The sequence below is a fragment of the Streptomyces sp. SAS_281 genome (assembly GCF_052542855.1).
Map to the genome: position 1 here is coordinate 147,292 of NZ_JBMNDO010000003.1, position 24,878 is coordinate 172,169.

At 74.5% G+C, this 24,878-nt stretch carries 18 protein-coding genes and 1 pseudogene; 6 read left to right on the forward strand and 13 right to left on the reverse strand.

Features of this window, described 5'->3' with window-relative positions; all coding sequences use genetic code 11:
• Nucleotides 1–166 precede the first annotated feature (166 nt).
• Nucleotides 167–1,798: an AMP-binding protein gene (locus ACN6LM_RS02700; protein ID WP_445063635.1), complete on the forward strand. Its 1,632-nt coding sequence runs from the start codon at nt 167–169 to the stop codon at nt 1,796–1,798.
• Nucleotides 1,799–1,852: 54 nt separating this feature from the next.
• On the opposite strand, the gene ACN6LM_RS02705 is transcribed toward ACN6LM_RS02700, so the two are convergent.
• Nucleotides 1,853–3,115 (reverse strand): beta-ketoacyl-[acyl-carrier-protein] synthase family protein, encoded by a 1,263-nt coding sequence (locus ACN6LM_RS02705; RefSeq protein ID WP_445063636.1) that lies wholly within the window; start codon nt 3,113–3,115, stop codon nt 1,853–1,855.
• 45 nt (nt 3,116–3,160) lie between these two features.
• On the reverse strand, nt 3,161–4,210 hold the full coding sequence (locus ACN6LM_RS02710; protein WP_445063637.1) for a ferritin-like domain-containing protein: 1,050 nt from the start codon (nt 4,208–4,210) through the stop codon (nt 3,161–3,163).
• 219 nt (nt 4,211–4,429) lie between these two features.
• Between ACN6LM_RS02710 and ACN6LM_RS02715 the strand changes: the two genes are divergently transcribed.
• Nucleotides 4,430–6,154 (forward strand): acyl-CoA dehydrogenase family protein, encoded by a 1,725-nt coding sequence (locus ACN6LM_RS02715; protein ID WP_445063638.1) that lies wholly within the window; start codon nt 4,430–4,432, stop codon nt 6,152–6,154.
• A 196-nt stretch (nt 6,155–6,350) separates the two neighbouring features.
• A complete protein-coding gene (locus ACN6LM_RS02720; protein ID WP_445063639.1) occupies nt 6,351–7,328 on the forward strand; it encodes a helix-turn-helix transcriptional regulator in 978 nt (325 codons plus the stop codon).
• Here the strand turns inward: ACN6LM_RS02720 and ACN6LM_RS02725 are convergent, their stop codons facing one another.
• Nucleotides 7,329–7,640, reverse strand: coding sequence for a hypothetical protein (locus ACN6LM_RS02725; RefSeq protein WP_445063640.1), 312 nt, complete (start codon nt 7,638–7,640; stop codon nt 7,329–7,331).
• A 445-nt stretch (nt 7,641–8,085) separates the two neighbouring features.
• On the opposite strand from ACN6LM_RS02725, the gene panD reads away from it, so the two are divergent.
• Together panD and ACN6LM_RS02735 are read left to right on the forward strand one after the other, a co-directional pair.
• Complete coding sequence (panD, locus tag ACN6LM_RS02730; RefSeq protein WP_164404313.1) at nt 8,086–8,457, forward strand: aspartate 1-decarboxylase; 372 nt, start codon at nt 8,086–8,088, stop codon at nt 8,455–8,457.
• A 113-nt stretch (nt 8,458–8,570) separates the two neighbouring features.
• Nucleotides 8,571–9,959: an ATP-binding protein gene (locus ACN6LM_RS02735; protein ID WP_445063641.1), complete on the forward strand. Its 1,389-nt coding sequence runs from the start codon at nt 8,571–8,573 to the stop codon at nt 9,957–9,959.
• Between the two features lie 32 nt (nt 9,960–9,991).
• On the opposite strand, the gene ACN6LM_RS02740 is transcribed toward ACN6LM_RS02735, so the two are convergent.
• From ACN6LM_RS02740 to ACN6LM_RS02765, 6 genes are read right to left on the reverse strand one after another with little or no spacing between them, the layout of a single operon-like run.
• Complete coding sequence (locus tag ACN6LM_RS02740) at nt 9,992–11,248, reverse strand: beta-ketoacyl-[acyl-carrier-protein] synthase family protein (protein WP_445063642.1); 1,257 nt, start codon at nt 11,246–11,248, stop codon at nt 9,992–9,994.
• 40 nt (nt 11,249–11,288) lie between these two features.
• Complete coding sequence (locus ACN6LM_RS02745; RefSeq protein ID WP_445063643.1) at nt 11,289–11,495, reverse strand: MbtH family protein; 207 nt, start codon at nt 11,493–11,495, stop codon at nt 11,289–11,291.
• Complete coding sequence (locus ACN6LM_RS02750; RefSeq protein WP_445063644.1) at nt 11,495–17,710, reverse strand: amino acid adenylation domain-containing protein; 6,216 nt, start codon at nt 17,708–17,710, stop codon at nt 11,495–11,497. Before ACN6LM_RS02750 ends, ACN6LM_RS02745 begins: the two co-directional genes overlap by 1 nt.
• 35 nt (nt 17,711–17,745) lie before the next feature.
• The gene (locus ACN6LM_RS02755; protein ID WP_445063645.1) at nt 17,746–18,009 is read right to left on the reverse strand and encodes an acyl carrier protein; all 264 of its coding nucleotides are present in this window, start codon (nt 18,007–18,009) and stop codon (nt 17,746–17,748) included.
• The gene (locus ACN6LM_RS02760) at nt 18,006–18,794 is read right to left on the reverse strand and encodes a thioesterase II family protein (RefSeq protein ID WP_445063646.1); all 789 of its coding nucleotides are present in this window, start codon (nt 18,792–18,794) and stop codon (nt 18,006–18,008) included. The genes ACN6LM_RS02755 and ACN6LM_RS02760 overlap by 4 nt, the downstream gene beginning before the upstream one ends.
• A 4-nt stretch (nt 18,795–18,798) precedes the next feature.
• On the reverse strand, nt 18,799–20,448 hold the full coding sequence (locus tag ACN6LM_RS02765; RefSeq protein ID WP_445063647.1) for a condensation domain-containing protein: 1,650 nt from the start codon (nt 20,446–20,448) through the stop codon (nt 18,799–18,801).
• Nucleotides 20,449–20,692: 244 nt separating this feature from the next.
• Here ACN6LM_RS02765 and ACN6LM_RS02770 point away from each other — a divergent pair, with 244 nt between their 5' ends.
• Complete coding sequence (locus tag ACN6LM_RS02770; RefSeq protein WP_445063648.1) at nt 20,693–22,009, forward strand: MFS transporter; 1,317 nt, start codon at nt 20,693–20,695, stop codon at nt 22,007–22,009.
• 20 nt (nt 22,010–22,029) lie between these two features.
• Here ACN6LM_RS02770 and ACN6LM_RS02775 read toward each other — a convergent pair whose 3' ends face one another.
• The 4 genes and pseudogenes from ACN6LM_RS02775 to ACN6LM_RS02790 form a co-directional block, all read right to left on the reverse strand.
• Entirely contained in the window at nt 22,030–22,575 is a 546-nt protein-coding gene (locus tag ACN6LM_RS02775; RefSeq protein ID WP_445063649.1) for a GNAT family N-acetyltransferase, read from the reverse strand.
• 101 nt (nt 22,576–22,676) lie between these two features.
• Nucleotides 22,677–23,276, reverse strand: coding sequence for a TetR/AcrR family transcriptional regulator (locus ACN6LM_RS02780; protein ID WP_445063650.1), 600 nt, complete (start codon nt 23,274–23,276; stop codon nt 22,677–22,679).
• Nucleotides 23,264–24,001 carry an enoyl-CoA hydratase family protein gene (locus ACN6LM_RS02785; RefSeq protein ID WP_445063651.1) on the reverse strand — a complete coding sequence of 246 codons (738 nt, stop codon included), beginning with the start codon at nt 23,999–24,001 and terminating at the stop codon, nt 23,264–23,266. Before ACN6LM_RS02785 ends, ACN6LM_RS02780 begins: the two co-directional genes overlap by 13 nt.
• A 177-nt stretch (nt 24,002–24,178) precedes the next feature.
• Nucleotides 24,179–24,778: pseudogene (locus tag ACN6LM_RS02790) on the reverse strand (MmyB family transcriptional regulator); the annotation flags it as partial.
• Nucleotides 24,779–24,878 lie beyond the last annotated feature (100 nt).

Consider the following 24,878-nt stretch of genomic DNA (forward strand, 5'->3'; position numbering starts at 1 on the left):
ATGCTCGCCGAACGCGCGTGCGGTCACCAGGAAAGGGACCGGCAACCGGCGTCGCCGGCTGCCGGTCGGCCGCCGGGGCGAGTTACCGGATTCTTGCCTGGAAGGGGGCCGCCGCCGCTCGGCATGATGCGCAGCAATGCCCGCAGAGGCTGAGAGGACCACTGCTTTGACCCGTCCCGAGAGCTATCCCGACCGCGCCCTGCTGGAATGGCTGACCGACGCGCCGGCCGACCGCGGGCTCCACTTCGCCGGATCCCGTGACAGCTGGGACTTCCACTCCTACCGGTCGCTCGCCCGGCTGACCCTCACCACGGCCGCCGCGCTGCGCGCGCACGGGGTGCGCCGCAACGACGTGGTGGTCGTGGTGCAGCGCTCCAGCCCCGGCTTCGCGGCCAGCCTGTTCGGCGCGCTCGCGGCGGGGGCCACGCCGTCCTCGATCGCGCCGCCGTTCGCGTTCCAGCGGAGCGAGGACTACCAGCGCCACGTCGACCACCTCTTCCGCACGGCGGCGCCGGCCCTCACCATCTGCGACGAGGACTCCTTCGAGGCGGTCGGCAAGACGTGCGCCGGGCTCGGCATCCGCCAGCCGGTGCTCTTCGACGAGCTGGTTCGCGACGTGGAACCGGCAGCCGCCCCGTATCCGCTGCCGGACCACGCGCTGCTCCAGTTCACCTCCGGGTCCAGCGGCTTCTCGCGCGGCGTCCGGGTCGCGTCCGACGCGCTGCGCGCCAACATCACCGCGATGCGGCGGCGGCTGCGGTGGCGGCCCGAGGACGCCGGCATCAGCTGGATGCCCGTGCACCACGACTTCGGCCTCACCGGCTGCCTGATCAACATGGTGGTCACCGGGTGCGACGGCTGGCTGATGCAGCCCGAGCACTTCCTGCGCGACCCGGTCCGCTATCTGCGCTGCATCAGCGAGAACCGGATCGGCCTGACCGCGATGCCCAACTTCGGCCTCGCGTACATCCTGCGCCGGGTCCGCCCGGCCGCCCTGGAGGGCCTGGACTTCAGCGCCCTGCAGTCGGTCAGCCTGGGCGCCGAGCGCATCGACCCGGACGCCCTGGAGGCGATCGAGGCACTGCTCGGCCCGTACGGCTTCCGGCGCGGCGTCTTCACCCCGGCGTACGGGGGCGCGGAGGCGACGCTCGGGGTGACCGGCCTGGCCCCGGACGAGGGCTGGGCGGCCTCGGCACCGGACGGCGAGGACGGGCGGCCCGGCACGGCCCGGATCGTGGGCTGCGGGCGTCCGATGGAGGGCGTCACGGTCTCCGTGCTGGACGAGGACGACCGGCCCGTGCCCGACGGCACCGTCGGCGAGATCGTCGTCGGCGGGACCTCGGTGCGCGGCAACAGCTACGTCGGCGAGGCCGGTTCGGCCTCCGGCACCAGCCTGGCGTCGGGCGTGCTGCGCTCGGGCGACGCCGGGTTCCTCCGCGACGGGCAGCTGTTCGTCCTCGGCCGGCTCGGTGACGGCATCAAGATGAACGGCAAGATGGTCTTCGCGGAGAGCCTGGAGGGCCGGCTGCACGAGCTGGGCGTCACCGAGCGCCGGGCGGCGGTCCTGCTGGGCTTCCGCGACGGCGTCGCGACGGCCGCCGTGGTCATGGAGGGCGCGAAGCCGGAGTGGGACGCGGTCGCCCGTGAGGTCGTCACGGAGTCGCTGCCCGACGCGGAGCTGCTGCTCGTCCACGTCCGCCGCAGCGGCCTGGCGGTCACGTCGAGCGGCAAGCCGCGCCGACGGCTGATGTGGAAGCAGCTGTGCGACGGCACGCTCGCGGACACGGCGGCGGTCTGACCCGTACGCGTACGGGAAGGGGGCCGGTCACCGACCGGCCCCCTTCGCGTGCCCTCAGGCGCGGAACGCCAGCACCACGTTGTGGCCGCCGAAGCCCGCCGCGTTGGACAGGGCGGCGAGGTCGCCGGCGGGCAGGGCGCGGGGCACGGTGCGGACCACGTCCAGGGCGATGGCGTCGTCCAGGTCGGCCAGGTTCGCGACGGGCGGGGCCGTGCGGTCCCGCAGGGACAGGACCGCGGCGAGCGCCCCCAGCGCCCCGGAGCCGCCGATCAGGTGCCCGGCGGCCGACTTGACGGCGGAGACGGCGTAACCGGAGTCCCCCAGTACGTGGTTGAGCGCGCGGCTCTCCGCGATGTCGCCCTGCGGGGTCGACGTGGCGTGGGCGCTGACGTGCGCCACGTCCGCCGGGGTCAGGGCGGCGTCCGCGAGTGCCTTGCGCAGGGCGCTCGCCAGGCCGAGGCCGTCCGGTTGGGGCCGCACCATGTGGTGGGCGTCCGCGCTCACCCCGGCCCCCGCCAGCTCGCAGTAGACCCGGGCGCCCCGGGCGCGGGCGTGCTCGGCGGACTCCAGGACGAGGACGGCGGCGCCCTCACCGAGGACGAACCCGTCACGCTGCTTGTCGTAGGGGCGGGAGGCGCCCGCCGGGTCGTCGTTGCGCCGGGAGACCGCGTGCATCGAGGCGAACGCGGTGAGCGCCAGGGGGCCGATGACGGCCTCGCCGCCGCCGACCGCGACCACGTCGGCGCGGCCGAGCCGGATCATGTCCAGGCCCGCCGCGACCGCCTCCGCCCCGGCCGCGCAGGCCCCGGCCGGGGAGTGGGCGGCGGCCCGGGCGTTGAGCGCGAGGCTGACCGCCCCGGCGGCACCGTTCACCATGACCATGGGCACGGTGTACGGGGAGATGGCGCGCACCCGTCCGGTGCGCAGCTGCTCCTGGGCGCGCAGGAGGGCGCCGACGCCCCCGATGCCGCTGCCCATGACGACGCCGACGCGCTCGGCGGGCGGCTGCCCGTGGTCACCGGCGGGGCCGCGGAAGCCGGCGTCCGCCCATGCCTCCTCGGCGGCGACGAGCGCGAACCGGGCGGCCCGGTCGAGCCGGCGGGCCCGGGTCCGCTCCAGGACGGTGTCGGGTTCGACGGCGGCCCGGGCGGCGATCCGGACGGGCAGCGCCTCGGCCCAGGGCTCGGTGAGGGCGCGGGCGGCGGACCGGCCCGCGACGATGCCCCGCCAGGTGGTGGGGGCGTCGCCGCCCAGCGGGGTGGTGGCGCCGAGGCCGGTGACGACGACCTCGGGCAGGCGCGTACGGGCGACGGACATCGCCGGCCCTCTCCTTCCGCTTCGGGGCGCGGGGCCCGACGGGTCCTAGGCGGCGGTGCGCAGGGCCTCGGGCCGGGCCAGGTTCTCGGCGAGGAACAGCTCGCGCAGCTTCGGGGTGAGCAGGCCGAGCTGCCGCAGGACGTGGATGACCTGCTGGAACAGCAGCTGGCGGTAGCCGAACATCATCGGGTCGGTACGGGCGAAGGCGAGGCCCTGTTCGACGTCGAGGTCCATGCGCTCCCAGACCTCGCGCAGCAGGAACCGGCGGGACATCAGGTGGACGGCCTCCAGGAGGAACGCCTCGCGCTCGTCGCGCTCCCGGGTCGTCATGTCGTTGTAGAGGCCGGTGAGGGAGACCACGCCGAAGCCGATGTGCCGGGCCTCGTCCTTGGCGATCATCCGGGTGATCGAGGTGATCAGCGGGTCGCCGAAGCCGCTGCTGGCGAGCCGGGTCGCGGCCAGGGCGAGCCCTTCCACGATGACCTGCATGCCCAGGTAGACGACGTCCCAGCGGGACTCGGCGAGCAGGTCGCGCAGCAGGGACTTGAGGCCGGGGTTGATCGGATAGGAGACGCCGATCTTCTCGTCGATGTACCGGGCGAACGCCTCGACGTGCCGGGCCTCGTCGGCGACCTGGGAGGCCGCGTACACCTTCGCCTCCAGATCGGGGACGGTCTCCACCAGCCGGGCCGTGGTGACGAGGGCGCCCTGTTCGCCGTGGAGGAACTGGCTGACCATCCACGCCTGGTACTCCCAGCGGAAGCTGTTGAGCAGTTCGCGGGGGACGGGGCTGTTCTCGGAGACGACGAACGAGGCGAGGCCGGCGCTCTGGTCGTCGGACAGGGGGGCGCCGAAGCGGACGTCGTGACTCCAGTCGATCTCCGTGTCGGCGTCCCACTGGTTCTGCTTGTTGCGCTGGTACAGCTTCCAGATGCGGCTGTCGCGCCCGCTGTAGTCCCAGGTGAGGCAGGCGCGGATGGAGGCGTCGACCTCCATCAGGTCCTCGCGGGCCCGGTCGAGGGTGAAGAGCGTCGAGTCGGCCGTGCCGTCCTCGCCGCGCGGAGGGGCCGAGCCCTCAACGGAAACGTCGGTCATCGGGAACGCGATCCTTTCATCCACCGTGGCCCGTCGGCCCCGGCCCACACCCTCGCGTCCCCCCTGGCCTCCGGCCAGGAAGGCCCTGGGCAATTTGCGGGCATCAACAGCTGCCGGTCGGTTGCCTGGTGGCCCGTGCGCCCGCGCGCCGAGCATGGGCGCCCACGCCCCCGCAACCCGGCGGGCGCCACCTCCCACCACCCTCATGGAGCTGTTCCGATGACCCTGGAGCACGCCCGGCCCACCCTCGACACCGTCGCCTCCCTCGAACGGCTCCTCGGCGACCCGGCCGACGGCGGAGGCCCCTTCTCGTTCGCCGCGACCGTCGCGGCCGAGGAGCACGACGAACTGCCCGCCGGGGCGAAGAAGCTGCTGCTGGAATGGGGGTTCGCCGACTTCCTGGTCCCGGAGGGCGACGGCGGACGGCTGCGGAACCTGGAGTCGGCCTTCCTGCTGACCCGCACCCTGGCCCGGCGCAACCTGACGTTCTCCGTGCTGTTCGGCTCGACCCTGCTGGGCGCCGCGCCGGTGTGGCTGTGGGGCACCGAGGAGCAGCGCGTCCCGGTCGCCGCGGGGCTGGCCTCGGGGGCCATGGCCTGCTTCGGCATCTCGGAGCGCGACCACGGCAGCGACCTCGCGGCGAGCGGCACGACGGCGGTCTCGGACGGGGACCACGTCGTCCTCAACGGTGAGAAGTGGCCGGTCGGCAACGCGACCAGGTCGCGGTTCGTCAGCGTCCTCGCCCAGCACGACGGGCGCGGGCTCTCGCTGTTCCTGGTGGACAAGGAGCGGCTGGCGGACGGGGCGTGGACGAACACCCCGTTCCTGAAGGGCGCCGGTCTGCGCGGCCACGACCTGAGCGGGATCACGTTCCACGACGCGCGGGTCCCCCGCACGGCACTGGTCGGCCGGCCGTACCGGGGGCTCGCCTCGGTGCTGAAGACCCTCCAGATCACGCGGACCGCCATCGGCGCGATGTCGCTGGGCACCATGGACTCGGCGCTGCGGATCGGGATGCGGTACGCCGATGACCGGGTGCTGTACGGATCGCCGGTCAAGGAGATCCCGGTGGTGCGGGAGCACCTGGTGGGCGCCCACCTCGACCTCCTGATCGCCGAGTGCGTGGCGCTGCCCGTGGCGCGGGCCCTGTCGGTGGTGCCGACGCGGATGAGCCTGTGGTCGTCGGTCGTGAAGTACCTGGTCCCGGTGATGGGCGAGGAGGTGCTCGACCACATGGGCAAGGTCCTGGGGGCGCGCGGCTACCTCCGCGAGGGCGTGGCGTCGGGGGCCCTGCAGAAGCTGCGGCGCGACCACGCCATCACGACGGTCTTCGAGGGCACGACGCACGTCAATCTGCACAGCATCGCGACCCAGTTGCCGACGGTCGCCGCGGTCGCGGACCGGCCCGCCGAGGGCGGCCGCGAGGTGCTGCGCGCGCTGTTCGACTGGTCGCGCGAGGCGCCGGTGTGGTCCCCGTCCGGTGACGCCCTCCAGCTCACCAGCGCCGCCCAGGACGAGATCACCCGGGGCTGGACGGACGCCGTGCGGGAGGCGGCGGACGTCGCACGGAAGCGGCTGGACGAGGAGTCGGCGGCCGAACTCGCCGCTGTGCTCGCGGAGTTGTCGGCGCACCGGACCGCCCTGTACGCCGATGTGGCGGGGGCGGGCCGGGCCCCGGACTCGGTGGCGGCGTCGCGTGCGGCGGCCCGGCACTGCGTGCTGCACGCGGCGGCGTCCTGCCTGTACGTGTGGCTGTACGGGGGTGAGCGGGAGCGGAGCGCGGTGCGCGGCGCCGGCTGGCTGATTCTGGCGCTCCAGCGCCTCGTGCAACGGCTGGAACCCGGCCGACTGCTGGGTGAGCGGCACCAGGAGGAGTTTGTGCGTGCCGTGGAGGATTCGCTCGCGAAAGGTGAAGACTTCTCGCTTCTGCCTACCGTCTCTTGACCCTCTTTTGACCGGCACCAGGCCAACCGTGCCGTCAAAAGGGTAGGACATATACGCATACACGCACCTACAGCCAACCCTTCACCGGAGCTACACTCCGTCGGGTCGAGGGGTCATTGGACAGGGCCCCATAGGGGTGCGCACCTGTTGCGTCACCCCTCGGTATGCGTTGTGGGGGACAACAATGCTGAGCAGATTGGGCTTCGAATCCCATGAAGAGGATGTGTACCGGCTCATCCTCGAGAACCACGGGCTGCGGCCGAGCGATGTGCGGCAACGGCTGAATCTGACCGAGGAGCAGGTGCGGCGGGCCGTCGACCAGCTGATCGACCGCAAGCTTCTGGCCGTCCCGTACCAGGACGAGCTGCGGCCCGTGGACCCGAACCTGAGCCTCTACTCCCTGCTGAGCGATCAGCTCACGGAACTGCACGACCGGCAGAGGGAGTACGAGCGCACCAGGGCGGACATCCGCTCGATGCTGGCGGAGTTCGGGCATCTCTATCCGTCGCGTTCGCAGCCGGACGCGGAGCGCCTGATCGGCATGGACTCCGTGCAGGAGCGCATGCAGGATCTGGCCGACGCGGCCCGGCAGGAGTGCATGACGTTCAACCCGGGCGGCGGCCAGTCGGCCGCGAGCCTGGCCGCGAGCAAGCCGCTCGACAGCGACGTCATCGGGCGCGGGGTGCGGATGCGCACGGTCTACCTGGACAGCGTGCGCAACGACCCCACGACCGTGGAGTACGCCGGCTGGCTGACCGGCATCGGCGGCCAGGTGCGGACCGTGCCGGTGCTGCCGATACGGATGGCGGTGATCGACCGCACGGTGGCGATCCTGCCCATGGACCCGGACCACACCCGCAAGGGAGCCGTCCAGATCAACTCGACCGGGGTGGTGAAGGCGCTCGTCGAACTCTTCGAACGGGTTTGGGCGGACGCCGTTCCGCTCGGCGACGGGCACGACCGCTGCGAGGAACTGGACGAGCACGGACTCGCCCGGCGCGAACAGGAGTTGCTGCGGCTCCTCGCCCAGGGGCTCACCGACGCCGCCGCGAGCAAGAGCCTCGGCGTGTCCCTGCGTACGGTGCGCAGGATGACGGCCGACCTGAGCGAACGCCTCAACGCCCGGAGCCGGTTCGAGGCCGGTCTCCGGGCGGGGCAGCGCGGCTGGATCTGACTAGTTGACCCCGGCGGCGACCGTGCAGACGGGCGCCGAGTCCCAGTTCAGGTTCCCGTCGGGCAGGTCCACGTCGAGACCGAGGTCCAGGTCCAGGCCGCCGGGCACGGAGTCCCAGTTCAGGTTCCCGTCGGGCACCAGGTCCCAGTTCAGGTTCCCCTCCACGGACGCGCCGGCGCCCTCGCAGCGCAGCGAGACCCCGGCGTCCGCGGGACCGGAGCCGGTGTCGGCCTGGGCGGTCGCACCCAGAGAAACGAACGAGAACACAACCGCGGCGGTCGCGAAGCCCAGAATTCGACCAGCGCTGCTCATGACTTTGTCCCCCAATTGTCATCCCCGCCCGACCGGTGGTCCTGGAACCGGACGGCTACGGGTATCTCTGCTCTGTCCGTGATCCATTCTGAGCGAAAAGGCGGCGGCGGGAAAGGTTTCCCCGGTGGCAGGAAAGGACCAGCGGCAGCCTCATGCCACGTCGGCCGCGGAGCCGAGCGTCACCGCAGATGGCAAGGGGTGCGGCGGGCCGGCGGTCCGAACCCGTGCCACCTCTTTGGCACGGTGCTGCCACCGGGAAAATGCTGCCACCAATACCCCCTTCCGCGCGTCTGTTCGCATGAGCAGAATCCACCCGGCGGGGCTTTCTTCCATCATGTACGGACGGCCCCCCGCGCGAAACGCCAACGTCAACATCTGGCCGGATTCCCTCCATCTCTCATTCGCTTCACCGGAATCCGGCCCGCCTCGAAGGGGGAACTTCCCGATGCGCCGCACCATGCTCAAGTCCAAGATCCACCGGGCGACGGTCACCGAGGCCGACCTGAACTACGTCGGCTCACTCACCCTGGACCCCGACCTCATGGAGGCGGCGGACCTGCTGCTCGGCGAGCAGGTGGCCATCGTGGACGTCAACAACGGCTCGCGCCTGGAGACGTACATCATCGAGGGCGAGCGCGGCTCGGGCGTCGTCTGCATCAACGGCGCCGCCGCCCGGCTCGTCGCCCCGGGCGACATCGTCATCATCATCGCCTACGGGTCCATGGAGGAGGACGAGATCGGCAAGCGGGAGCCGCGCGTCGTCTTCGTCGACGAGAACAACCGCATCGCCCACGTCGGCACCGACCCCGCCTCGTGACCTCGTAGGACGCCCCGGCCTGATCCGAAGGCAAGGCCCTGGTCCGCTCCCGGGCGGACGGGGCGGGGCGTCACATCACCACGGCCACGAGAAGCAATCGGGGGATCTGGAACATGATCGAGGCCATCGAACAGCCCATGTCCGCGACGCCGGACGTCCGCCGGCTGCGCCACCTGCTCGCCGAGCGAAGACAGGCGCGCGGCTGGACCCAGGAGGAGCTGGCGGAGCGCTCCGGGGTCAGTGTGCGCACCATCCGCAACATCGAGACCGGCTCCAACAACCGGCCCCGCCGCGCCTCCGTCGACCTCCTGCTGGGCGCCTTCGGGACCTCGCTCGCCGAACTCGCCGGCGCCGAGGGCCTGCACCCCGGCCACGAGGTCACCCCGCTCTTCCTGCCCCGTCAGCGCGACGCCTCCGGGCGCTGGCCGCACCCGGTCGACCCCGACCGCTGGCGCGGCCCCCGCCCGCTCACCGAGGCCATGGCCGGGCGCGACGACGACCTGCGCCATGTCCTGGGCACCATGCGGCGGGGCAGGCTGCTCGTCCTCACCGGCCCCGGCGGAGTCGGCAAGACCCGGCTCGCCCTGACCGCCGCGGCCCGCCTCCAGGAACGTTTCCGCGACGGTGTCGGCGTGGTCGAACTGGGCCCGTGCGTCCCGGAGTCGGCGGACCCGGCCGCCGCGCGGGACCAGGTGCACCGGGCCGTGGACGCGGTCCTGGCGGACGCGGTCGCCCGCGAGCCCGGCCGGGAACTGGACCTGCTGCTCGTCGTGGACAACGCGGAACACGTCGTCGCCACGGTGTCCCGGCTGGTCCTGCGGCTCGTCGTGACGCACCCCGGACTGCGGGTGCTGATCACCTCGCGGCGGCCGCTGGCCGTTCTCTCCGCGGACGTCTGGGAGGTGTCCCCGCTCCCGGCGGGCGAACCGGGCCCGGACACGGCGGCCGAAGGCCCCGCCGAGGACGGGGCAGACCTGCCCGCGGCCGTGGAACTGTTCCTGCGCCGCGCCAGGTCCACCGTGCCCACGCTCGACCTGGGCAGCCGCCTGCCGCAGGTGGCGGAGCTGTGCCGGCGCCTGGACGGGCTGCCGCGTGCGATCGAGGCGGCCGCGCACTGCATCCGGACCGTGTCGCTGGAGTCCCTGCTGTACAGCGGTCCCGCGCTGTACATGTTCGACCGGTTCGACCTGTCGGCCGTCTCGCACCACAGGACCCTCGCGGACAGCGTGCGCTGGAGCTACGACCTGCTCACCGCCGAACAGCGGGACCTGCTGCACCATCTGGCCCGGTCCTTCGACTCGTTCACCGTCGAGGACGTGGTGAGCGACCATCCGGCGGGCGCCTGGACGGCGGGCAGCGTCGTCTGCGGCCTGGCCGAACTCGCCGACGCCTCACTGATCCGCGTCCACCGCGGCACCCGCTACGGCTACCGGGTCTACGGCTGGATCAGGGCGTACATCGACACGCTCGACCAGGAGTCCGGCCGCACGCTCGGCGCCTGACGCCGCCCGGAACCCCCCGCGCCCCCTCCCCCTCACCCCGCCCGCAGGGCCAGCGCCACCTGGTGGCCGCCGAAGCCCGACGCGTTGCTCAGCACGGCGGCCGGTCCGGCGGGCAGGGGGCGCGGGGCCGCGCGGACCACGTCCAGCTCGACGGTCTCGTCCAGCTCCTCGATGGTGACGGCGGCCGGCGCCACCCGGTCCCGCAGCGCGAGCACCGCCGCCACCGCGGACAACGCCCCGGCGGCGCCCAGCAGATGGCCCGTCATCGACTTGATCGCCGACACCGGGACCCCGCCCGGCCCGAACAGCGCGCCGATCGCCCGGCTCTCGATCATGTCGCCGCCCGGGGTCGAGGTGGCGTGCGCCCCGATCTGGACCACGTCCGCGGTGGTCAGGCCACCGTCCGCGAGCGCCCGCTCCATCGCCCGGGCCAGGGACCTCCCGGTGGGCTCGGGCCGGGCCATGTGGTGGGCGTCCGCGCTCATCCCAGCCCCGGCGACCTCGCAGTAGATCCTGGCTCCCCGGGCCCGCGCGTGCTCGGCCCGCTCCAGGACGAGCACCGCGGCCCCCTCCCCCATCACGAACCCGTCCCGGTGGACGTCGAAGGGGCGCGAGGCCCGCTCCGGCTCCTCGTTGCGCCGGGACAGCGCGGTCATGTTCGCGAAGCCGGCGATCGCCAGCGGATGGATCGCCGCGTCGCTGCCGCCGGCCACGACCACGTCGGCGCGCCCGAGCCGGATCAGGTCGAGCCCGGCCGCGACGGCCTCGGCGCCCGCCGCGCACGCGGTGGCCGGGGCCTGCGCGCAGGCACGGGCGCCGATGACCATGCTGACCTGGGCGGCCGGGCTGTTGGCCATCAGCATCGGGACCGCGATCGGGGAGACCCGCCGGGCCCCGCCCGTCCGCAGCACCTCCTCGTTGGTCAGGGCCGTGCCCAGCCCGCCGAAGGCGGTGCCGACGACCGCCGCCGTCCGGTCGGCGTCGGGGCCGCCGTCCTTCCCGGCCGGGGCGGTGAACCCGGCGTCCGCCCAGGCCTCGCGGAGCGCGACGACGGCGAACTGCCCCGCCCGGTCCATCCGCCGGGCCTCGATCCGGTCCAGGACGGACGTGGGTTCCACGGCGGCCCGGGCGGCGATCCGTACCGGGAGGTCCTTCGCCCAGCGCCCGGTGAGCGCGACCGCGCCGCTGCGGCCGGCGAGCAACGCCTCCCAGGTGGCCGGGGCGGTACCTCCGAGCGGGGTGGTGGCTCCGATGCCGGTGACCACGACGTCGTGGAGGGTGCGGGGCATGGCTCGTTCTCCTCAGCGGGCGTACGAAGGGGACGGGGCGTTACGCGGTGGCGTCGATGAGGCTCTTGGGGCGCATATCGGTCCAGTTGGCCTCGATGTACGCGAGCGCCGACGCCCGGTCGGACTCCCCGAGCGCGACGGTCCAGCCGGCCGGGACCTCCGCGAAGGACGGCCACAGCGAGTGCTGCCCCTCGTCGTTGACCAGGACCACGAAGGTCCCCTCCTCGTTGTCGAACGGGTTCGCCATCACTGACTTCCTTCGGTGTGTACGGGTACGAGCACGGCGGCCAGGGCGGCCGGAGTGCGGTGACGGTGGATCTGCACGAGGTCCGGCTCGGCGCCCAGCGCCTCCCGGACGCGCCCGGCGAGGCGCAGCGCCCGCAGGGAGTCGCCGCCCGCGTCGAAGAAGTCCTCATCGGCGCCGTGGTGTTCGCGTCCCAGCACCGAGGCGAACAGCGCGCACAGCGCCTCGGTGCGCGCCGGGGGACCGGCGGCGGGCGCGGGCGGTGCGACCGGCTCGGCACGCACGTCCAGGACGGGCAGCGCGGTCCCGGGCAGCGCCCCGGTCGCGGTCTCCGGGTCCTCGGCGAAGGCGGTGAGCAGCGCGGTCAGCCGGTCCAGCACGGCGGCGGCCTGTCCGGCGTCCACCAGCTCGGCGCGGTGACTGACCTCCAGGTACATCCGGTCGCCGGGGACGGCCATCAGCTTGAGCGGGTAGTGGTAGGCGTCCCGGCCGTGGAAGCCGGCGACGCGCAGCCCCGCGCCCGGCACGGCGGGCAGCGCGGCGGCCCTGGGGTAGTTCTCGAACACGATCGACGTGTCGTACAGCGGTCCGGCGCCCGCGAGGCGCTGGATGTCGGCCGGGCCGAGGTGGTGGTGGTCGGCCAGTTCGGCCTGTGCGGCCTGTACGCGCACGAGCAGGGCACGCAGCGGTTCGGCGGGGTCCGCCGCCTCGACGCGGACCGGCACGGTGTTGATGTACAGCCCCACCATGTCCTCGATGCCGGGCAGCTCCGGCGGCCGGACCGAGACGGTCGCGCCGAACACGACGTCCCGGCGGCCGGTCAGCTCGGCGAGCAGCAGCCCCCAGGCGCCCTGGACCACGGTGTTCGGGGTGACCCCGGCCGTGCGGGCGGCGGCGGTGAGCGCGGCGGTGAGGTCCTGCGGCAGTTCGGCGGTGACGCGCTCGGGGAGCGTGGTCAGGGTGCCGGTGTCGTGGCCGGGGGCGATCAGGGAGGGCCCGGGCAGGCCCTTGAGCGCGGTGCGCCACGCCTCGCGGGCGGTCTCGCGGTCCCGTCCCGCCAGCCAGGCGGCGTACTCCCGGGCGGGGACGGGCCGGGGCAGCGCGGCGGGGTCGCCGCCGCTCAGGTACAGCGTGAACAGGTCGCGCAGCAGCACCGAGGTGGACCAGCCGTCGGTCAGGATGTGGTGGCTGGTGAAGACCAGGGCGTGCCGGTCCGGGCCCGTCCTGAGCAGCGTGAAGCGCACCAGCGGCGGGCGGTCCATGGCGAACCGGGCCCGCCGGTCGCGGGTCAGGAAGGCGTCCAGGCGGGGGCGCGGCGACGACCCGTCGGGGCGGCTCAGGTCCAGCTCGGTCCAGGGCACTTCGACGCGTCCGGCGACGGCCTGGACGGGTTCGCCGGAGTCCAGGAGCGGGAAGCCGGTGCGCAGGGCCTCGTGCCGGTCGGTGAGGGCCTGGCAGGCGCGGCGCAGGGCGGCGGTGTCGAGGGCGCCTTCGAGTTCGGCGACGAGCTGGACGTGGTAGACGTCGGCGGCCCCGCTGTCGTACCGGGCGTGGTGCAGCAGCCCCTCCTGGAGCGGCGTCGCGGGCAGCAGTCCGGCGGGCGGGCCCGCGGGCCAGGTGGCCTCCAGGGCTTCCAGCTCGTCCTGCCCGATGTCCACCAGCGGTACGTCGGAGGGGGTGAGGCCGCCCGCTCCGGGCCGCGCGGTGTGGGCGACGAGGTCGCGCAGGGCGGCGAACCACGCCTCGCCCAGCTCCGCCGCGTCGGCCTCGGTGAGCAGGGCGCCGGGCCAGGACCAGGTCGCGGTGAGGCGGGGTCCGTCGGGCAGGTCGTGGGTGGCGGCGTTGACCTCGATGACGTGCGGCATGGGCAGCCCGTCGTCGGTCCCGGGCACCACGGCGTCCGCCTCGGCCGCGATGTCCCACACGCCCTCGCCGGGCCCGGAGATCCGCCCCAGGTAGTTGAACCCGATCTGCGGGGGCGCGTAGGCGGCGAGCCGGCCCGCCGTGTCCGGGTTGAGGTGGCGCAGCAGCCCGTAGCCGATGCCGTGGTCCGGGATCGCCCGCAGCTGCTCCTTGACCCGCTTCACCGCCCGGTTCGGGCCATCGGAGCCGGGGTCGATCCGTACGGGGTAGAGGCTGGTGAACCACCCGGCGGTACGCGACAGGTCGAGGCCGTCCGCGATCTCCTCGCGCCCGTGCCCCTCCAGGTCCACGAGCACCCCGCCCGCGCCGTCCGTCCCGCGCGCCCGGCGCCAGGACCCGACGGCCAGGGCGAGCGCGGTGAGCAGGATGTCGTCGACCCCGGCCCGGAAGGCGGCGGGCACGCTGGTCAGCAGCGGTTCGGTGTACGCGGCCGGCAGGGTCAGGGTGAGCGAACGGGCGGTCCCGTACACATCGCGCCCGGGGTCGAGCGGGCGGGCCGCGAGGGCGGGGTCGCCGCCCGACAGGACGTCCTCCCAGAGCGGCAGCCGGTCCGTGTGCCAGGGCTCGCGGGCGGCCGTGTGCAGCCGGTCGGACCAGGTGCGCAACGAGGTGTGGACGGGGTCGAGTTCCGCCGTACCGCCGTCGTCGTCGGCGCTCTTCCACGCCCGGTGCAGGTCCGGGAGCAGGACGCGCCAGGAGACGCCGTCCACGGCGAGGTGGTGCACGGTGAGCAGGAGGCGGCCGTCCGCGCCGGGGCCCGCGTCGAACCAGACCGCCTCGGCCATGCGGCGCGCGGCCGGGTCGAGCCGGTCGCGCGCGGCGGCGGACTCCTCGGCGACGGCGGCCCGCAGCGCGTCCGGGTCCAGCCCGGTGACCTCGCGGCGGCGCACCAGGTCCTCGGCGCGGACCGTGCCGGGCGCGGCGATGTCGAGGGACCACTCCCGGCCGCCCGGTCCGGTGGTGAGGCGGCGCATGCGGAGCGCGTCGTGCCGGTCCAGGAGCCGCTGGACCGCCCGGACCAGCCGGCCGGTCGTGCCCAGGTGCGGGACGCGGACCAGGACGGACTGGTGGAAGCCGTCGGAGGGGCCGCCGCGCTCGCGGAGCCAGTGCATGACCGGGGTGGGCCCGAGCGGGCCCGTGCCCGCGTCCGGGTGCTCGGCCGGGCGGTCGGCGACCGTCCGGGCGACCCGGGCGAGGGCGGCGACGGTCCGGTGCGTGAAGACGTCCTTCGGGGTGATCACCAGGCCCGACTTGCGGGCGCGGGCGACCAGTTGGATGGAGACGATCGAGTCGCCGCCGAGATCGAAGAAGCTGTCGTCGACCCCGGGGTCCGCGACGCCCAGCACCTCGGCGAACAGCGCGCACAGGGTCTCCTCGGCGTGGCCCGAGGGCTCCCGCCCGCCGGAGCCGGCCGCGGCGGCGGGGGCGGGCAGCGCCCGGCGGTCCAGCTTGCCGTTCGGCGTCAGCGGCAGCCGGTCCAGCCGGACGACGGCTCCGGGCACCATGTACTCGGGCAGGGCCCCGGCGGCGTACTCGGTGAGCGCGGCCGGGTCCACCTCGGGTGTCCCCGCCGGCACCACGTACGCCACCAGGCGCTTCACCCCCGGCTGGTCCTCGCGGACGACGGTCGCGACCTGCCCCACGGACGCGTGTCCCGCCAGCACGGTGTCGATCTCGCCGAGCTCGACGCGCAGGCCCCGGATCTTGACCTGGTCGTCGCTGCGGCCCAGGTATTCCAGGACCCCGTCGGCCGTCCAGCGCACCACGTCACCGGTGCGGTACATGCGGGTGCCGGGCTCCCCGCAGGGGTCGGCGACGAAGCGCTCGGCGGTGAGGACGGGCCGGTGCGCGTAGCCGTGGGCGAGCTGCGCGCCCGCGAGGTACAGCTCGCCGGGCACGCCGGGCGGGACGGGGAGCAGCGCCTTGTCGAGCACCAGGAGGCGGGTGTTCCAGACGGGCCGGCCGATGGGGACGGACCCGGCCCCGGTGACCGGGCGGCACTGCCAGTACGTGACGTCGACGGCCGCCTCGGTCGGCCCGTAGAGGTTGTGCAGCTCGGCGCCCTCCGGCCCGAGGAGTTCCAGGAAGCGGTTCTGGGCGGCAACGGGCAGCGCCTCGCCGCTGGAGAAGACGCGCCGCAGCCCCGTGCACCGCGCGGCGGCCGGCTCCTGGAGGAAGACCTGGAGCATCGAGGGGACGAAGTGGGCGACGGAGACGTTCTCGCGCCGGATCAGCTCCGCCAGGTAGGCCGGGTCCTTGTGGCCGTCGGGGCGCGCCACGACCAGGGTGGCGCCGGTGTGCAGGGGCCAGAAGAACTCCCAGACCGAGACGTCGAACCCGCACGGCGTCTTCTGGAGCACCCGGTCCCCGGGCCCGATCGGATAGCGGTCCTGCATCCAGCGCAGCCGGTTGACCACGGCGGCGTGCGGCACCATGACGCCCTTGGGCCGCCCGGTCGACCCGGACGTGAAGATGACGTAGGCCGCGCTCTCCCCCCGCGGTCCGTCCGGCGCGGCGGAGACGTCCACCGGGTCCTCCGGCACGTCCAGCAGCAGCCGCGGCACTCCCGTCTCCGGCAGTGCGGCGGCCGTCGCTGTCCCGGTGAGCAGCAGCGCGGGGGCGGCGTCCTCCAGGAGCCACCCGATCCGCTCGGCCGGCAGGTCCGGGTCGACCGGCACGTAGGCGGCGCCCGCCGCCTGCACCGCGTGCAGGGCGACGACCAGGGCGGCCGACCGGGGCAGCGCGACGGCCACGGTGTCGCCGTGCCGGACCCCGTGCCCGCGCAGCCGTGCGGCCAGGGCGCCGACCCGTTCGGCGGTCTCGGCGTACGTCAGCGTGGCGTCCTCGGCGACGAGGGCGACGGCGTCGGGCGTACGGGCCGCCTGCTCGGCGAACATCCGGGGCAGGGTGGTGTCCTCGACCGGGTGCGCGGTGTCGTTCCAGGTGCGCAGCACCCGGTCGCGCTCGTCCGGGGTGAGCAGTGCGACGCGTCCCACCGGGGTGTCCGGGGCGGTGAGCCAGGTCTCCAGGAGGTGGCGGACGCGTGCGGCGACGCTCACGGCCTCGGCCCGCTCGTACAGGTCCTGCCGGTAGTTGACCTCAAGCCGCAGCCGCTTGCCGGGGACGGCCATCAGGCTCAGCGGGTAGTGGGTGGAGCCGGCCGACCCGTCGCCCTCGACGGCGGTCAGCCGCAGCCCGCCGGCCGGGGCGCGCACGTCGTCCCAGCTCATCGGGGCGTTCCCGAACGCCACGGAGGTGTCGAAGAGTTCGCCGAGCCCGGCCCGCCGCTGGACGTCGGCGAGGCCCACGTGGTGGTGCGGTTCGAGCGCCGACTGCTCCCGCTGGATGCGGGCGGCCAGCGCCCCCAGCGCCTCGTACGGGTCCAGCCGCACCCGCACCGGGGCGGCGTTGATGAGCAGGCCGACGATGTCCTCGACGTCGTCCAGCCCGGCCGGGCGGCCGGACACGGTCTGCCCGAAGACCACGTCCCAGCGCCCGGTCAGCCCGCCGAGGACCAGCGACCAGGCGGCCAGCACCACGGAGTTGAGGGTGAGCCCGGCCGCGCGGGCGGCGGCGGTGAGCGCCCCGGTCGTCTCCTCGGTCAGCTCGGCGGCGGCCATGCGGGGCATCGCGGCGCCCCCGGCCGCGTCGGCGCCGGGCGCGACGAGGGTGGGCTCCCCGAGCCCGGCCAGCGCCTCGGCCCAGGCGTCCTCGGACGCGGCCCGGTCCTGCCCGGCGAGCCAGGAGAGGTACCGGGCGAAGGGGACCGCGGGCGGCAGCGCCCCGCCCTCGCCCCCGGCCGCGTACAGCACCAGCAGGTCGCGCAGCACGATCTGGAACGACCAGGCGTCGAGCAGGATGTGATGGTACGTCAGCACCATGACGTGCTCGTCGTCGGCGAGCCGGGCCAGGGTGAAGCGGATCAGCGGCGGGCGGCCCATGTCGAAGCCCCGGGCCCGGTCGTCGGCCTGGTAGCGGGCGAGCCGGTCGCGCTGCTCGTCCGCCGGGAGCGCGCGCAGGTCGAGGTCCGTCCAGGGCACCGCGGCCCGCCGCCGTACCAGCTGGACGGGCTCGCCCGTCTTCCGCTGCTGGAAGCCCGCCCGCAGCACCGGATGCCGCTCCAGGAGCGCCCCGCACGCGACCCGCAGCCGGTCCGCGTCGAGCGCGCCGCTCAGCCCGAAGGCGACCTGGATCGTGTAGACGTCGACGCCCTCCTCGTCGTACAGGGCGTGGAAGAGCATCCCTTCCTGCAACGGCGACAGGGGCAGGGCCGCTTCGAGGGGCGACGGCTTCACGTGGAGCCTCCGGCAGGAGAGGGCGGGCGGGGTGGTCAGGCGGCGGAGCGCGACGGCTTGGCGGCCACGAACGCGGTGATCGCGTCGACGGAGCAGAAGTGCACTTCGTCCAGCTCGTCGGTGCCGACCTGGACGCCGAACGCGCGCTCCACGTAGGTCACGAGCTGGATGGTGAACAGCGAGTTGGCGAGGCCCGCGCCGAAGATGTTGAGGTCGTCGGCGACGGGCGTCGCCAGTTCCTCGGTCAGATAGGCCCTCACCTGGGTACGGATGGCTTCGGTCTGCTCGGTCGTGGTCACCGGGGCGGTCCTTCCTGTGGTGGGTGTGGAGGTACGGGGGCCGGCAGGACACCGGCCAGTGCGGCGACGGTCGCCGCCGGTTCGGACTGCGGGAAGCCGTGCCCGCCGGGCAGCAGCGTCGTGCTGTGCCCGCCGCCGGCGCAGGCGCGCCACTCCTCGATCAGGGCGGGCGGTGCGAGCGTGTCGTCCACCCCTCCGAACACATGGAGCGGGCAGCCGACCCGTACCGGCCCGGCGGTCACGATCCGCTCGGCCAGCGCCAGGTCGGCGCGGACCGTGCGGAACACGTACGCGGCGTACGCGTTGTGGCGCAGCAGCTCCGGCGGCAGCCCGCCGATCCGGGTCAGCCAGTCGGCCAGGCCCCGGTCGTCGTACTCCGCGACCGAAGCGCCGGGCGGGGTGTGCGGCGCCCGCGACCCGGACACGACGAGCGCGGCCGGTGCGGGCACCCCCTCCCGGGCGGCCCGCACGGTCACCGCGTGGGCCAGCAGCGCGCCCAGGCTGTGACCGAACAGGACGTACGGCACGTCGAATTCGGGGAGCAGACCGTCGAGCAGCCGGCGCGTCACGGTGTCCGGGTCCGGGGGCAGCGGCTCGGTGGTCCGGGGGCCGCGGCCGGGCAGCGTCACGGTGGCGATCTCGACGCCGGGCGGCAGATGCGGCCGCCAGGCGGTGAACGCGGCGGGCCCCGCGCCCGACTGCGGCAGGCAGACCACCCGCGTACGCGGCCGGTCCACGGCCCCGAACCGGCTGCCGATCCACGGGTTGTCCCCGGGCTTCGTCATCGGATCAGGCCAGGTATCCGGTGAGCCGGGCGAGCATGGCCTCGGCGAGCCGGTCGCAGAAGGCGCCGGACGTCCGGTCCGGGTGGTAGCCGATCACCAGCCGCCCGTGCGTCCCGGCGGCCGGCCAGACCTCCGCGTGCACCTCGCCGGAGACCCCGGGGTAGCGCGGCCGGAAGAACTGGGACGGCAGCCCCTTCAGGGCCAGTTCGCCCAGGCCGTTGTCCTGGAGCACGAACATCGTCTGGAACATCCGGTTGCGGTCCGTGGACTCCGTCTTCAGCTGGAGCCCGGCGATCTCCGAGATCGACAGGTCCTGTGCCGAGAACGCCTCCGCGACGGCCGCGGCGGTGGCGGCGATCGACGCGGCGGGCGAGGCGCCCGGGTCGGTCCTGGGCCGCAGCGGCAGGATGTCGATGAGGCAGCCCGCGGCCCGGCTGAGAACGCTGTTGCCGCGCCGGTTGACGGGCGTGCCGACACCGAAGTCGTGATCGCCGATGAGCTCCGCCATGGCCTGCCCGTACGCGCTCAGGTACACGGCGAACGGGCTGACCCCGTGGAGCTCCGCCAGCCCCTTGACGCCGTCGGCGAGCCCGGCGGGCAGTGGCAGGTCGATCATCCGGCAGGGCGTCCCGCGCGGCGCCTCCGCACCGCCCGGGTACTCCAGCGGGGTCATGCCGTTGATCGTGCGCCGCCAGTACTCGCGCTGGGCGTCGAGGTCCACGTACGGCAGGTGCGCCTCCAGCGCCTCGGCCACCTCGCGCGGCCCGGGGGCGGGCTCCAGGTCGGGGGTCCGGCCCTCGGCGTACGCGTTGTAGGCGGCCGACAGGTCGTGCGCCAGGACCTCGGACGAACCGCCGTCGAACGCCACGTGGTGGACGGCGTACCCGAAGAGGGTGACGTGCGCCTGGCGCACCGCCACGAAGACCGGCCGCCACACGTCGCCGCGCACCAGCCGGAAGGGCTTGGCCAGTTCGCGGGCCAAGACGTCCTTCGCCTCCTCCTCGGTGTCCGCGAGGAACGCGCCGAGCGGCGGGACGGGCAGCTCGGCGGGGCGTACGTAGGGCTGTTCCTGGAAGAGGTATTCGGCGCTCAGATAGCGGTGCCGGCGGTGCAGGTACTCCACGGCGGCGGCCAGCGCGGCCCGGTCGGGGCGGCCCTCGATGCGCCAGCAGCGCACCGAGTGCAGCGACAGGTCGTCGGGCTTGAAGACGTGCTTCATGAACATGAAGGTCTGCGTCGGCGACAGCGGGGCGCGTGCGTCGTCACCGGCCTCCGCGTCCCCGCCGGGTGCCGCGTGCGGCAGCCCGTCCGTGGCGTGGATCCACTCCGCGAGCCCGGCGGCGGTCCGCTGCCGGTAGATCTGCGAGATCGGCACCGGCCGCCCGAGCGCGTCGCCGAGCCGGGCGCAGATCCGGCCGATCTCCAGCGAGGTCACGCCCAGCGCGGTCAGTCCGGTGTCCCACGGCACGTCGTCGGCCGGCAGCCCGGTGACCCCGCCGAGCGCGGCGGCGACGGCCGCCCGGATCTCGGGCAGCCCCCGCCCCGCCGCGTCCCGGTCCCGCTCCGGGCGGCCGGGGTCACCGGCCGCCACCCCCTCCGCTGCGACGGTCGCCGCGAGCGGGACGACGGCGTGGGGGCCGGAGCTGGCGGGCATAGCGGGTCTCCTCTGTACGTCTGCCGGAGCGGGCCGGGGGCCGGTCCCCGGTGATCCTGCCAACGCCCGGGAACCGCTTCCAGGCAGGCACCCGGCAACTGACGGCACGCGCCGAACGGCCCGGTACTGCCGGTTCGTTGCCTGGTCGGCGGTGTTCGGCCCCGGCAGCATCGAAGGGGACCAGGGGCCCGTCCGGCGGATCGGCCCGTGCGCGAACCCCCGCCGCCGAAAGGAACCCCAGGGCATGCGACGTGACGGTACGGAGACGGGGCCGCCCCAGGGCGATCCGCCCGCCGGCGCCCGGGTCTCGCTGTGGCGCAACCGGGACTACGTCGGCTGGTGGGCGGGGCACGGCCTCTCCGCGCTCGGCACCAGCGTCTCGAACATCGCCTTCCCGCTGCTGATCCTGTACGCCACCGGATCGGTCGCCCGGGCCGGGGTGATCACCGCCGCCGCGATGGTCGGCACCCTCGCGACCACGCTCGTCGGCGGCGCGCTCGCGGACCGCGTCTCCCGCCGGCTCATCCTGATCACCGGCCCCCTGGTGCAGGCGGCGGCGCTCGGCGCGGTCGCGTACGCCGTCCACCGGGGCGAGTTCGCGCTGTGGCTGCTGTCCGCCCTGGCCTGCGTGGCCGGCGCCGCGTCCGGGATCACCTCGGGCTCGACGATCCCCTCCCTGCGCCGGATCGTGCCGAAGGAGCAGATCGGGGAGGCCACCGCCCGCTCGATGGGCCGGGACATGGCGGCCCGGGTCATCGGCGCCCCGCTGGGCGGGCTGCTGTTCTCGGCGGCGCGCTGGGCGCCCTTCCTGGCGGACGCGGTGTCGTTCCTCTTCGCGTCCCTGGGCGCCGCGCTCATCCGCCGCCCGCTCGGCCCGGACCGCGAACCGGGGGCGGAGCGCCCCGGCATCGGCCGGGACGTGGCGGCCGGTTACCGCTTCGTCCGCGACCACGCCTATCTGCGGTTCACGGTGATCTGGGTGGCGCTGCTCAACGCGGTGGCCCAGGGCTTCTTCCTGCTGCTGATCGCCCTCGTGAAGCACCGGGGCGGCGACCCGCAGACCATCGGCTTCGTCAACGCGACGGCCCTGGTCGGCGGGGTCGTCGGCGCGGTGATCGGCCCGCTCCTGCTGGCCAAGGTCCGCGCCCGGACCGCCCTGCTGGTCTCCGCCTGGGTCTTCGTGGAGTCGTTCGCCGTGGTGGCGCTGGTCCCCGAGCCCTGGCAGATCGGCGCGGTGCTGCTCGTGGCGACGGCGGCGATGGTCCCGCTGAACGTGATCCTGGAGTCGTACGAGGTCCGGCTCGTCCCCGACGAGTACAGCGGCCGGGTCTCCGCCGTGAGCCGTTTCGGCATGCAGGCCCTGCAGTGGACGGGCCCGCTGGCCGCCGGCTTCCTGGGAGACCGGTTCGGGGTGCAGGGCGCGGTGCTGTTCCTGATGGTCCTGATGGCCGCGCTGGCGGCCGCCCTGCACCTGACCCGCTCCCTGCGGGTGCTGGACGAGCCGGTGGACGCGGTGGCGGAGCTTCCGGTCCCGGAGGCCCGGGAGGGGGCGGGGGTCTGAAGGGGCGGGGCCCCGGGGACTCAGGCCCGGTCGAGCGCCCAGGTCTGGAGGGCGTACGGCCGCCCCTTCTCCTCGCCCTCGATGAGCGGTACGCCGAGCAGCCGGAAGCCGCTCGCGGCGGCGACGGCGACGCTGGCCGCGTTCTCCGCCTCCAGTTCCAGGATGACCCGGTCGACGCCCAGCTCCTCGAACGCGTACGCGGCCATCACCCGCACCGCCCGCCCGGCGAGCCCCTGCCCGCGGTGGGCGGGGCCGACCGCGTAACCCAGCTCCGTGCCCTCGGGGGCGCGGCGCAGCATGACCTCGCCGAGCGGGGCGCCGCCGTCGAGCGTGATGGCGAGCAGGACCGCCGTGCCGTCCGCCCGCAGCTGCCGGGCCTTCGCCAGCCGCGCGCGGGCGGCCTCCGCGTCGAAGGGCGAGACGATCGGCGTCCAGTACGCGATGTCCGGATGGTCGAACAGCTCCGGCATGGCGTCGAGGTCGTCCTCGGTCCAGTCGCGCAGGACGAGCCCCTCACCCGTGAGTTCGACGTGCTCGGGGAACGGGGGCGCGGCGCTGCTGGTCATGGTGCGGACCCTATCCGGGCGTCCCGCGGTCACCAAGCCGTTTCCCGCCGGGGAACGCTCGGCCCGGGGCGTGTCCGGCCACGCCCGGCGGACGGGAACGGTCAGACAGGCCCCAGGGCCGTGTCGAGCAGCGCCGCCCACTGGGCGACCACCTTGCGGCGGCGGGCGGTGTCGTCGGTGAGGACGTTGGCGAGGCCGAGCCCCCGGGCCATGTCCAGCAGCCCCTGCACGGTCTCCCGCACCCCGGGTTCCGCCTCGTCGGCACGGAGGAGGTGGACGGCGATGCGGTGGGTCTCGCGGCCCACCCGGGCCTCCAGCTCCGTCACGCGGGGGCGCAGTTGCTCCTCGTTGGACGCGGCGACCCAGAGCTGGAGGGCGGCGCGGAAGAGGGGGCCGGTGTAGAGGTCGACCAGGGCGGCGACGACGGCGGCGCGGTCCTGGTCGGGGACGGCGCGCAGGGCGGCGGAGCGCTCCTCGGCGACGTACTCGACGGCGGCGGTGAACAGGTCCTCGCGGGTGGGGAAGTGGTGCTGGGCCGCGCCCCGCGAGACCCCGGCCCGTTCCGCGACGACGGCGACGGTGGACCCGGCCCAGCCGTGTTCGGCGAGGCAGGCCACCGCGGCCTCCAGGAGGCGTCGGCGGGTGGCGCGGCTGCGGTCCTGTTTGGGGCCCGGGCCGGCGCCCGGTGTCACAACGCCCATGCGGGGTCCCGTCGTTCGAGGAAGGCCGTCATCCCCTCCCGGGCCTCGTCGGAGGCGAAGAGCCGTGCGGAGCGGGCGATGAGGTCGTCGGCGTGCTGGTCGAAACTCTGGAGCACAGTAGCCGTGACCAGCGCCTTGGACTCCGCCAGCCCCTGCGGCGAGGCCCGCCGCAGCCCGTCGAGTACGGGGACGAGCGCGTCGTCCACATCCTCGGCGGCCAGCGTGACCAGCCCGATGCGCTCGGCCTCCGCCACGTCGAACCGCTCGCCGGTCAGGAAGTACCGGGCGGCGGCGCGCGGGTCGACGCGCGGGAGCAGCGGCATCGAGATCACGGCGGGCGCGAGCCCGAGCCGCGACTCGGTGAGCGCGAAGGTCGCCCCGGACCCGGCGACGGAGATGTCGCACGCCGCGAGCAGTCCGAGCCCGCCGGCCCGGACGTGCCCGGTGACCCGGGCGACGACGGGCTTCGGCAGCGCGACGATCCGCCGCATCAGGGCGACGAAGTCGTGCGGATCTGCCGGGGCGCGCAGATCGGCGCCCGCGCAGAACGTGGTGCCGGTGTGGGTGAGAACGACGGCCCGCACGGACTCGTCGGCCGCGCACCCGTCCAGCGCGTCCGCCAGCGCGGCGACGAGCCCGGCGCTGAGGGCGTTGCGGCGGGAGGGCGAGTCGAGCGTGAGGGTGGTGACGCCGCGTACGTGGGCGGGCGGTGCGAGCGGGCTCATCCGCGTGGTCTCCTTCTCTGCCGGCCGTCGCGTCGAGCGTGGCAGCAGGGACGGGAACAATCAAGCGCGCTTGCATGATTTTACGAGGCGGGGCGGGGCGGACGGGCCGCACACGGCCCGCCGCGCTCACGAGTCCGCCGCGCTCACGAGTCCGCCGCGCTCACGAGTCCGCCGCGCTCACGAGTCCGCCGCGGACAGCCTCTCCGGTGCCTCGTCCTCCGTGGCGGTCAGCTCCTGGGTCCCCACGACGGACAGCAGTTCCAGCTGCTCGGCCGCCGGGCTTCCGGGCGGGGCGGTGAACCACAGCAGCCGTTGCCGCCCGTCCTCGCTGAGGAGGTTGTGGCAGTCGAGTTCGATGACGCCGAGCATGGGGTGGACGATCCTCTTGTGGTCCATGCGGCGCACCGCGACGTCGTGGGTGTCCCAGAGGTCCGCGAACTCCTGACTGCGCCGGCGCAGCGCGGCGACCATCTTCGCGACCTCCGCGTCCCGGCCGCGCCGGGCCGCCGCCGCCTGGAGATCGGCCACGAACACCCGGGAGTGGTGGGGGTGGTCCTCGGGCGGGTGCGTCTCGCGGGCCCGCGGGTCGGTGAACCACCGGTACACGAGACTCGCCTCCGGACCGCGGCGGGCCGGCGACCTGCCGAGCAGGGCCAGTGCCAGGCTGTTCTCCATCAGCGTCTCGTGCAGGTCGGTGATGACGCGCGCGGGGGTGTTGGAGAGCCGGTCCAGGAGCCCGATGAGCGCAGGCTGCACATGTGCCGACGCGCCGACCGCGGGCGCGGTCCGTGGCGACGATCAGCTTGCCGGTCACCGCGTGGGCGATGGAGTGCTCCCGGCAGAAGTCGGTCATCTCGGCGCTGCCGCGCAGTGCGTA

What these genes read in the sequence shown, in the direction of transcription:
- ACN6LM_RS02710 (WP_445063637.1), bottom strand. Translation starts at nt 4,210, where the DNA reads ATGACCGACGTTTCCGTTGAGGGCTCGGCCCCTCCGCGCGGCGAGGAC.
- ACN6LM_RS02740 (WP_445063642.1), bottom strand. Translation starts at nt 11,248, where the DNA reads ATGCCCCGCACCCTCCACGACGTCGTGGTCACCGGCATCGGAGCCACC.
- ACN6LM_RS02725 (WP_445063640.1), bottom strand. Translation starts at nt 7,640, where the DNA reads ATGAGCAGCGCTGGTCGAATTCTGGGCTTCGCGACCGCCGCGGTTGTG.
- ACN6LM_RS02775 (WP_445063649.1), bottom strand. Translation starts at nt 22,575, where the DNA reads ATGACCAGCAGCGCCGCGCCCCCGTTCCCCGAGCACGTCGAACTCACG.
- ACN6LM_RS02780 (WP_445063650.1), bottom strand. Translation starts at nt 23,276, where the DNA reads ATGGGCGTTGTGACACCGGGCGCCGGCCCGGGCCCCAAACAGGACCGC.
- ACN6LM_RS02715 (WP_445063638.1), top strand. Translation starts at nt 4,430, where the DNA reads ATGACCCTGGAGCACGCCCGGCCCACCCTCGACACCGTCGCCTCCCTC.
- ACN6LM_RS02765 (WP_445063647.1), bottom strand. Translation starts at nt 20,448, where the DNA reads ATGCCCGCCAGCTCCGGCCCCCACGCCGTCGTCCCGCTCGCGGCGACC.
- ACN6LM_RS02745 (WP_445063643.1), bottom strand. Translation starts at nt 11,495, where the DNA reads ATGGCGAACCCGTTCGACAACGAGGAGGGGACCTTCGTGGTCCTGGTC.
- ACN6LM_RS02735 (WP_445063641.1), top strand. Translation starts at nt 8,571, where the DNA reads ATGATCGAGGCCATCGAACAGCCCATGTCCGCGACGCCGGACGTCCGC.
- ACN6LM_RS02785 (WP_445063651.1), bottom strand. Translation starts at nt 24,001, where the DNA reads ATGAGCCCGCTCGCACCGCCCGCCCACGTACGCGGCGTCACCACCCTC.
- ACN6LM_RS02770 (WP_445063648.1), top strand. Translation starts at nt 20,693, where the DNA reads ATGCGACGTGACGGTACGGAGACGGGGCCGCCCCAGGGCGATCCGCCC.
- ACN6LM_RS02760 (WP_445063646.1), bottom strand. Translation starts at nt 18,794, where the DNA reads ATGACGAAGCCCGGGGACAACCCGTGGATCGGCAGCCGGTTCGGGGCC.
- ACN6LM_RS02705 (WP_445063636.1), bottom strand. Translation starts at nt 3,115, where the DNA reads ATGTCCGTCGCCCGTACGCGCCTGCCCGAGGTCGTCGTCACCGGCCTC.
- panD (WP_164404313.1), top strand. Translation starts at nt 8,086, where the DNA reads ATGCGCCGCACCATGCTCAAGTCCAAGATCCACCGGGCGACGGTCACC.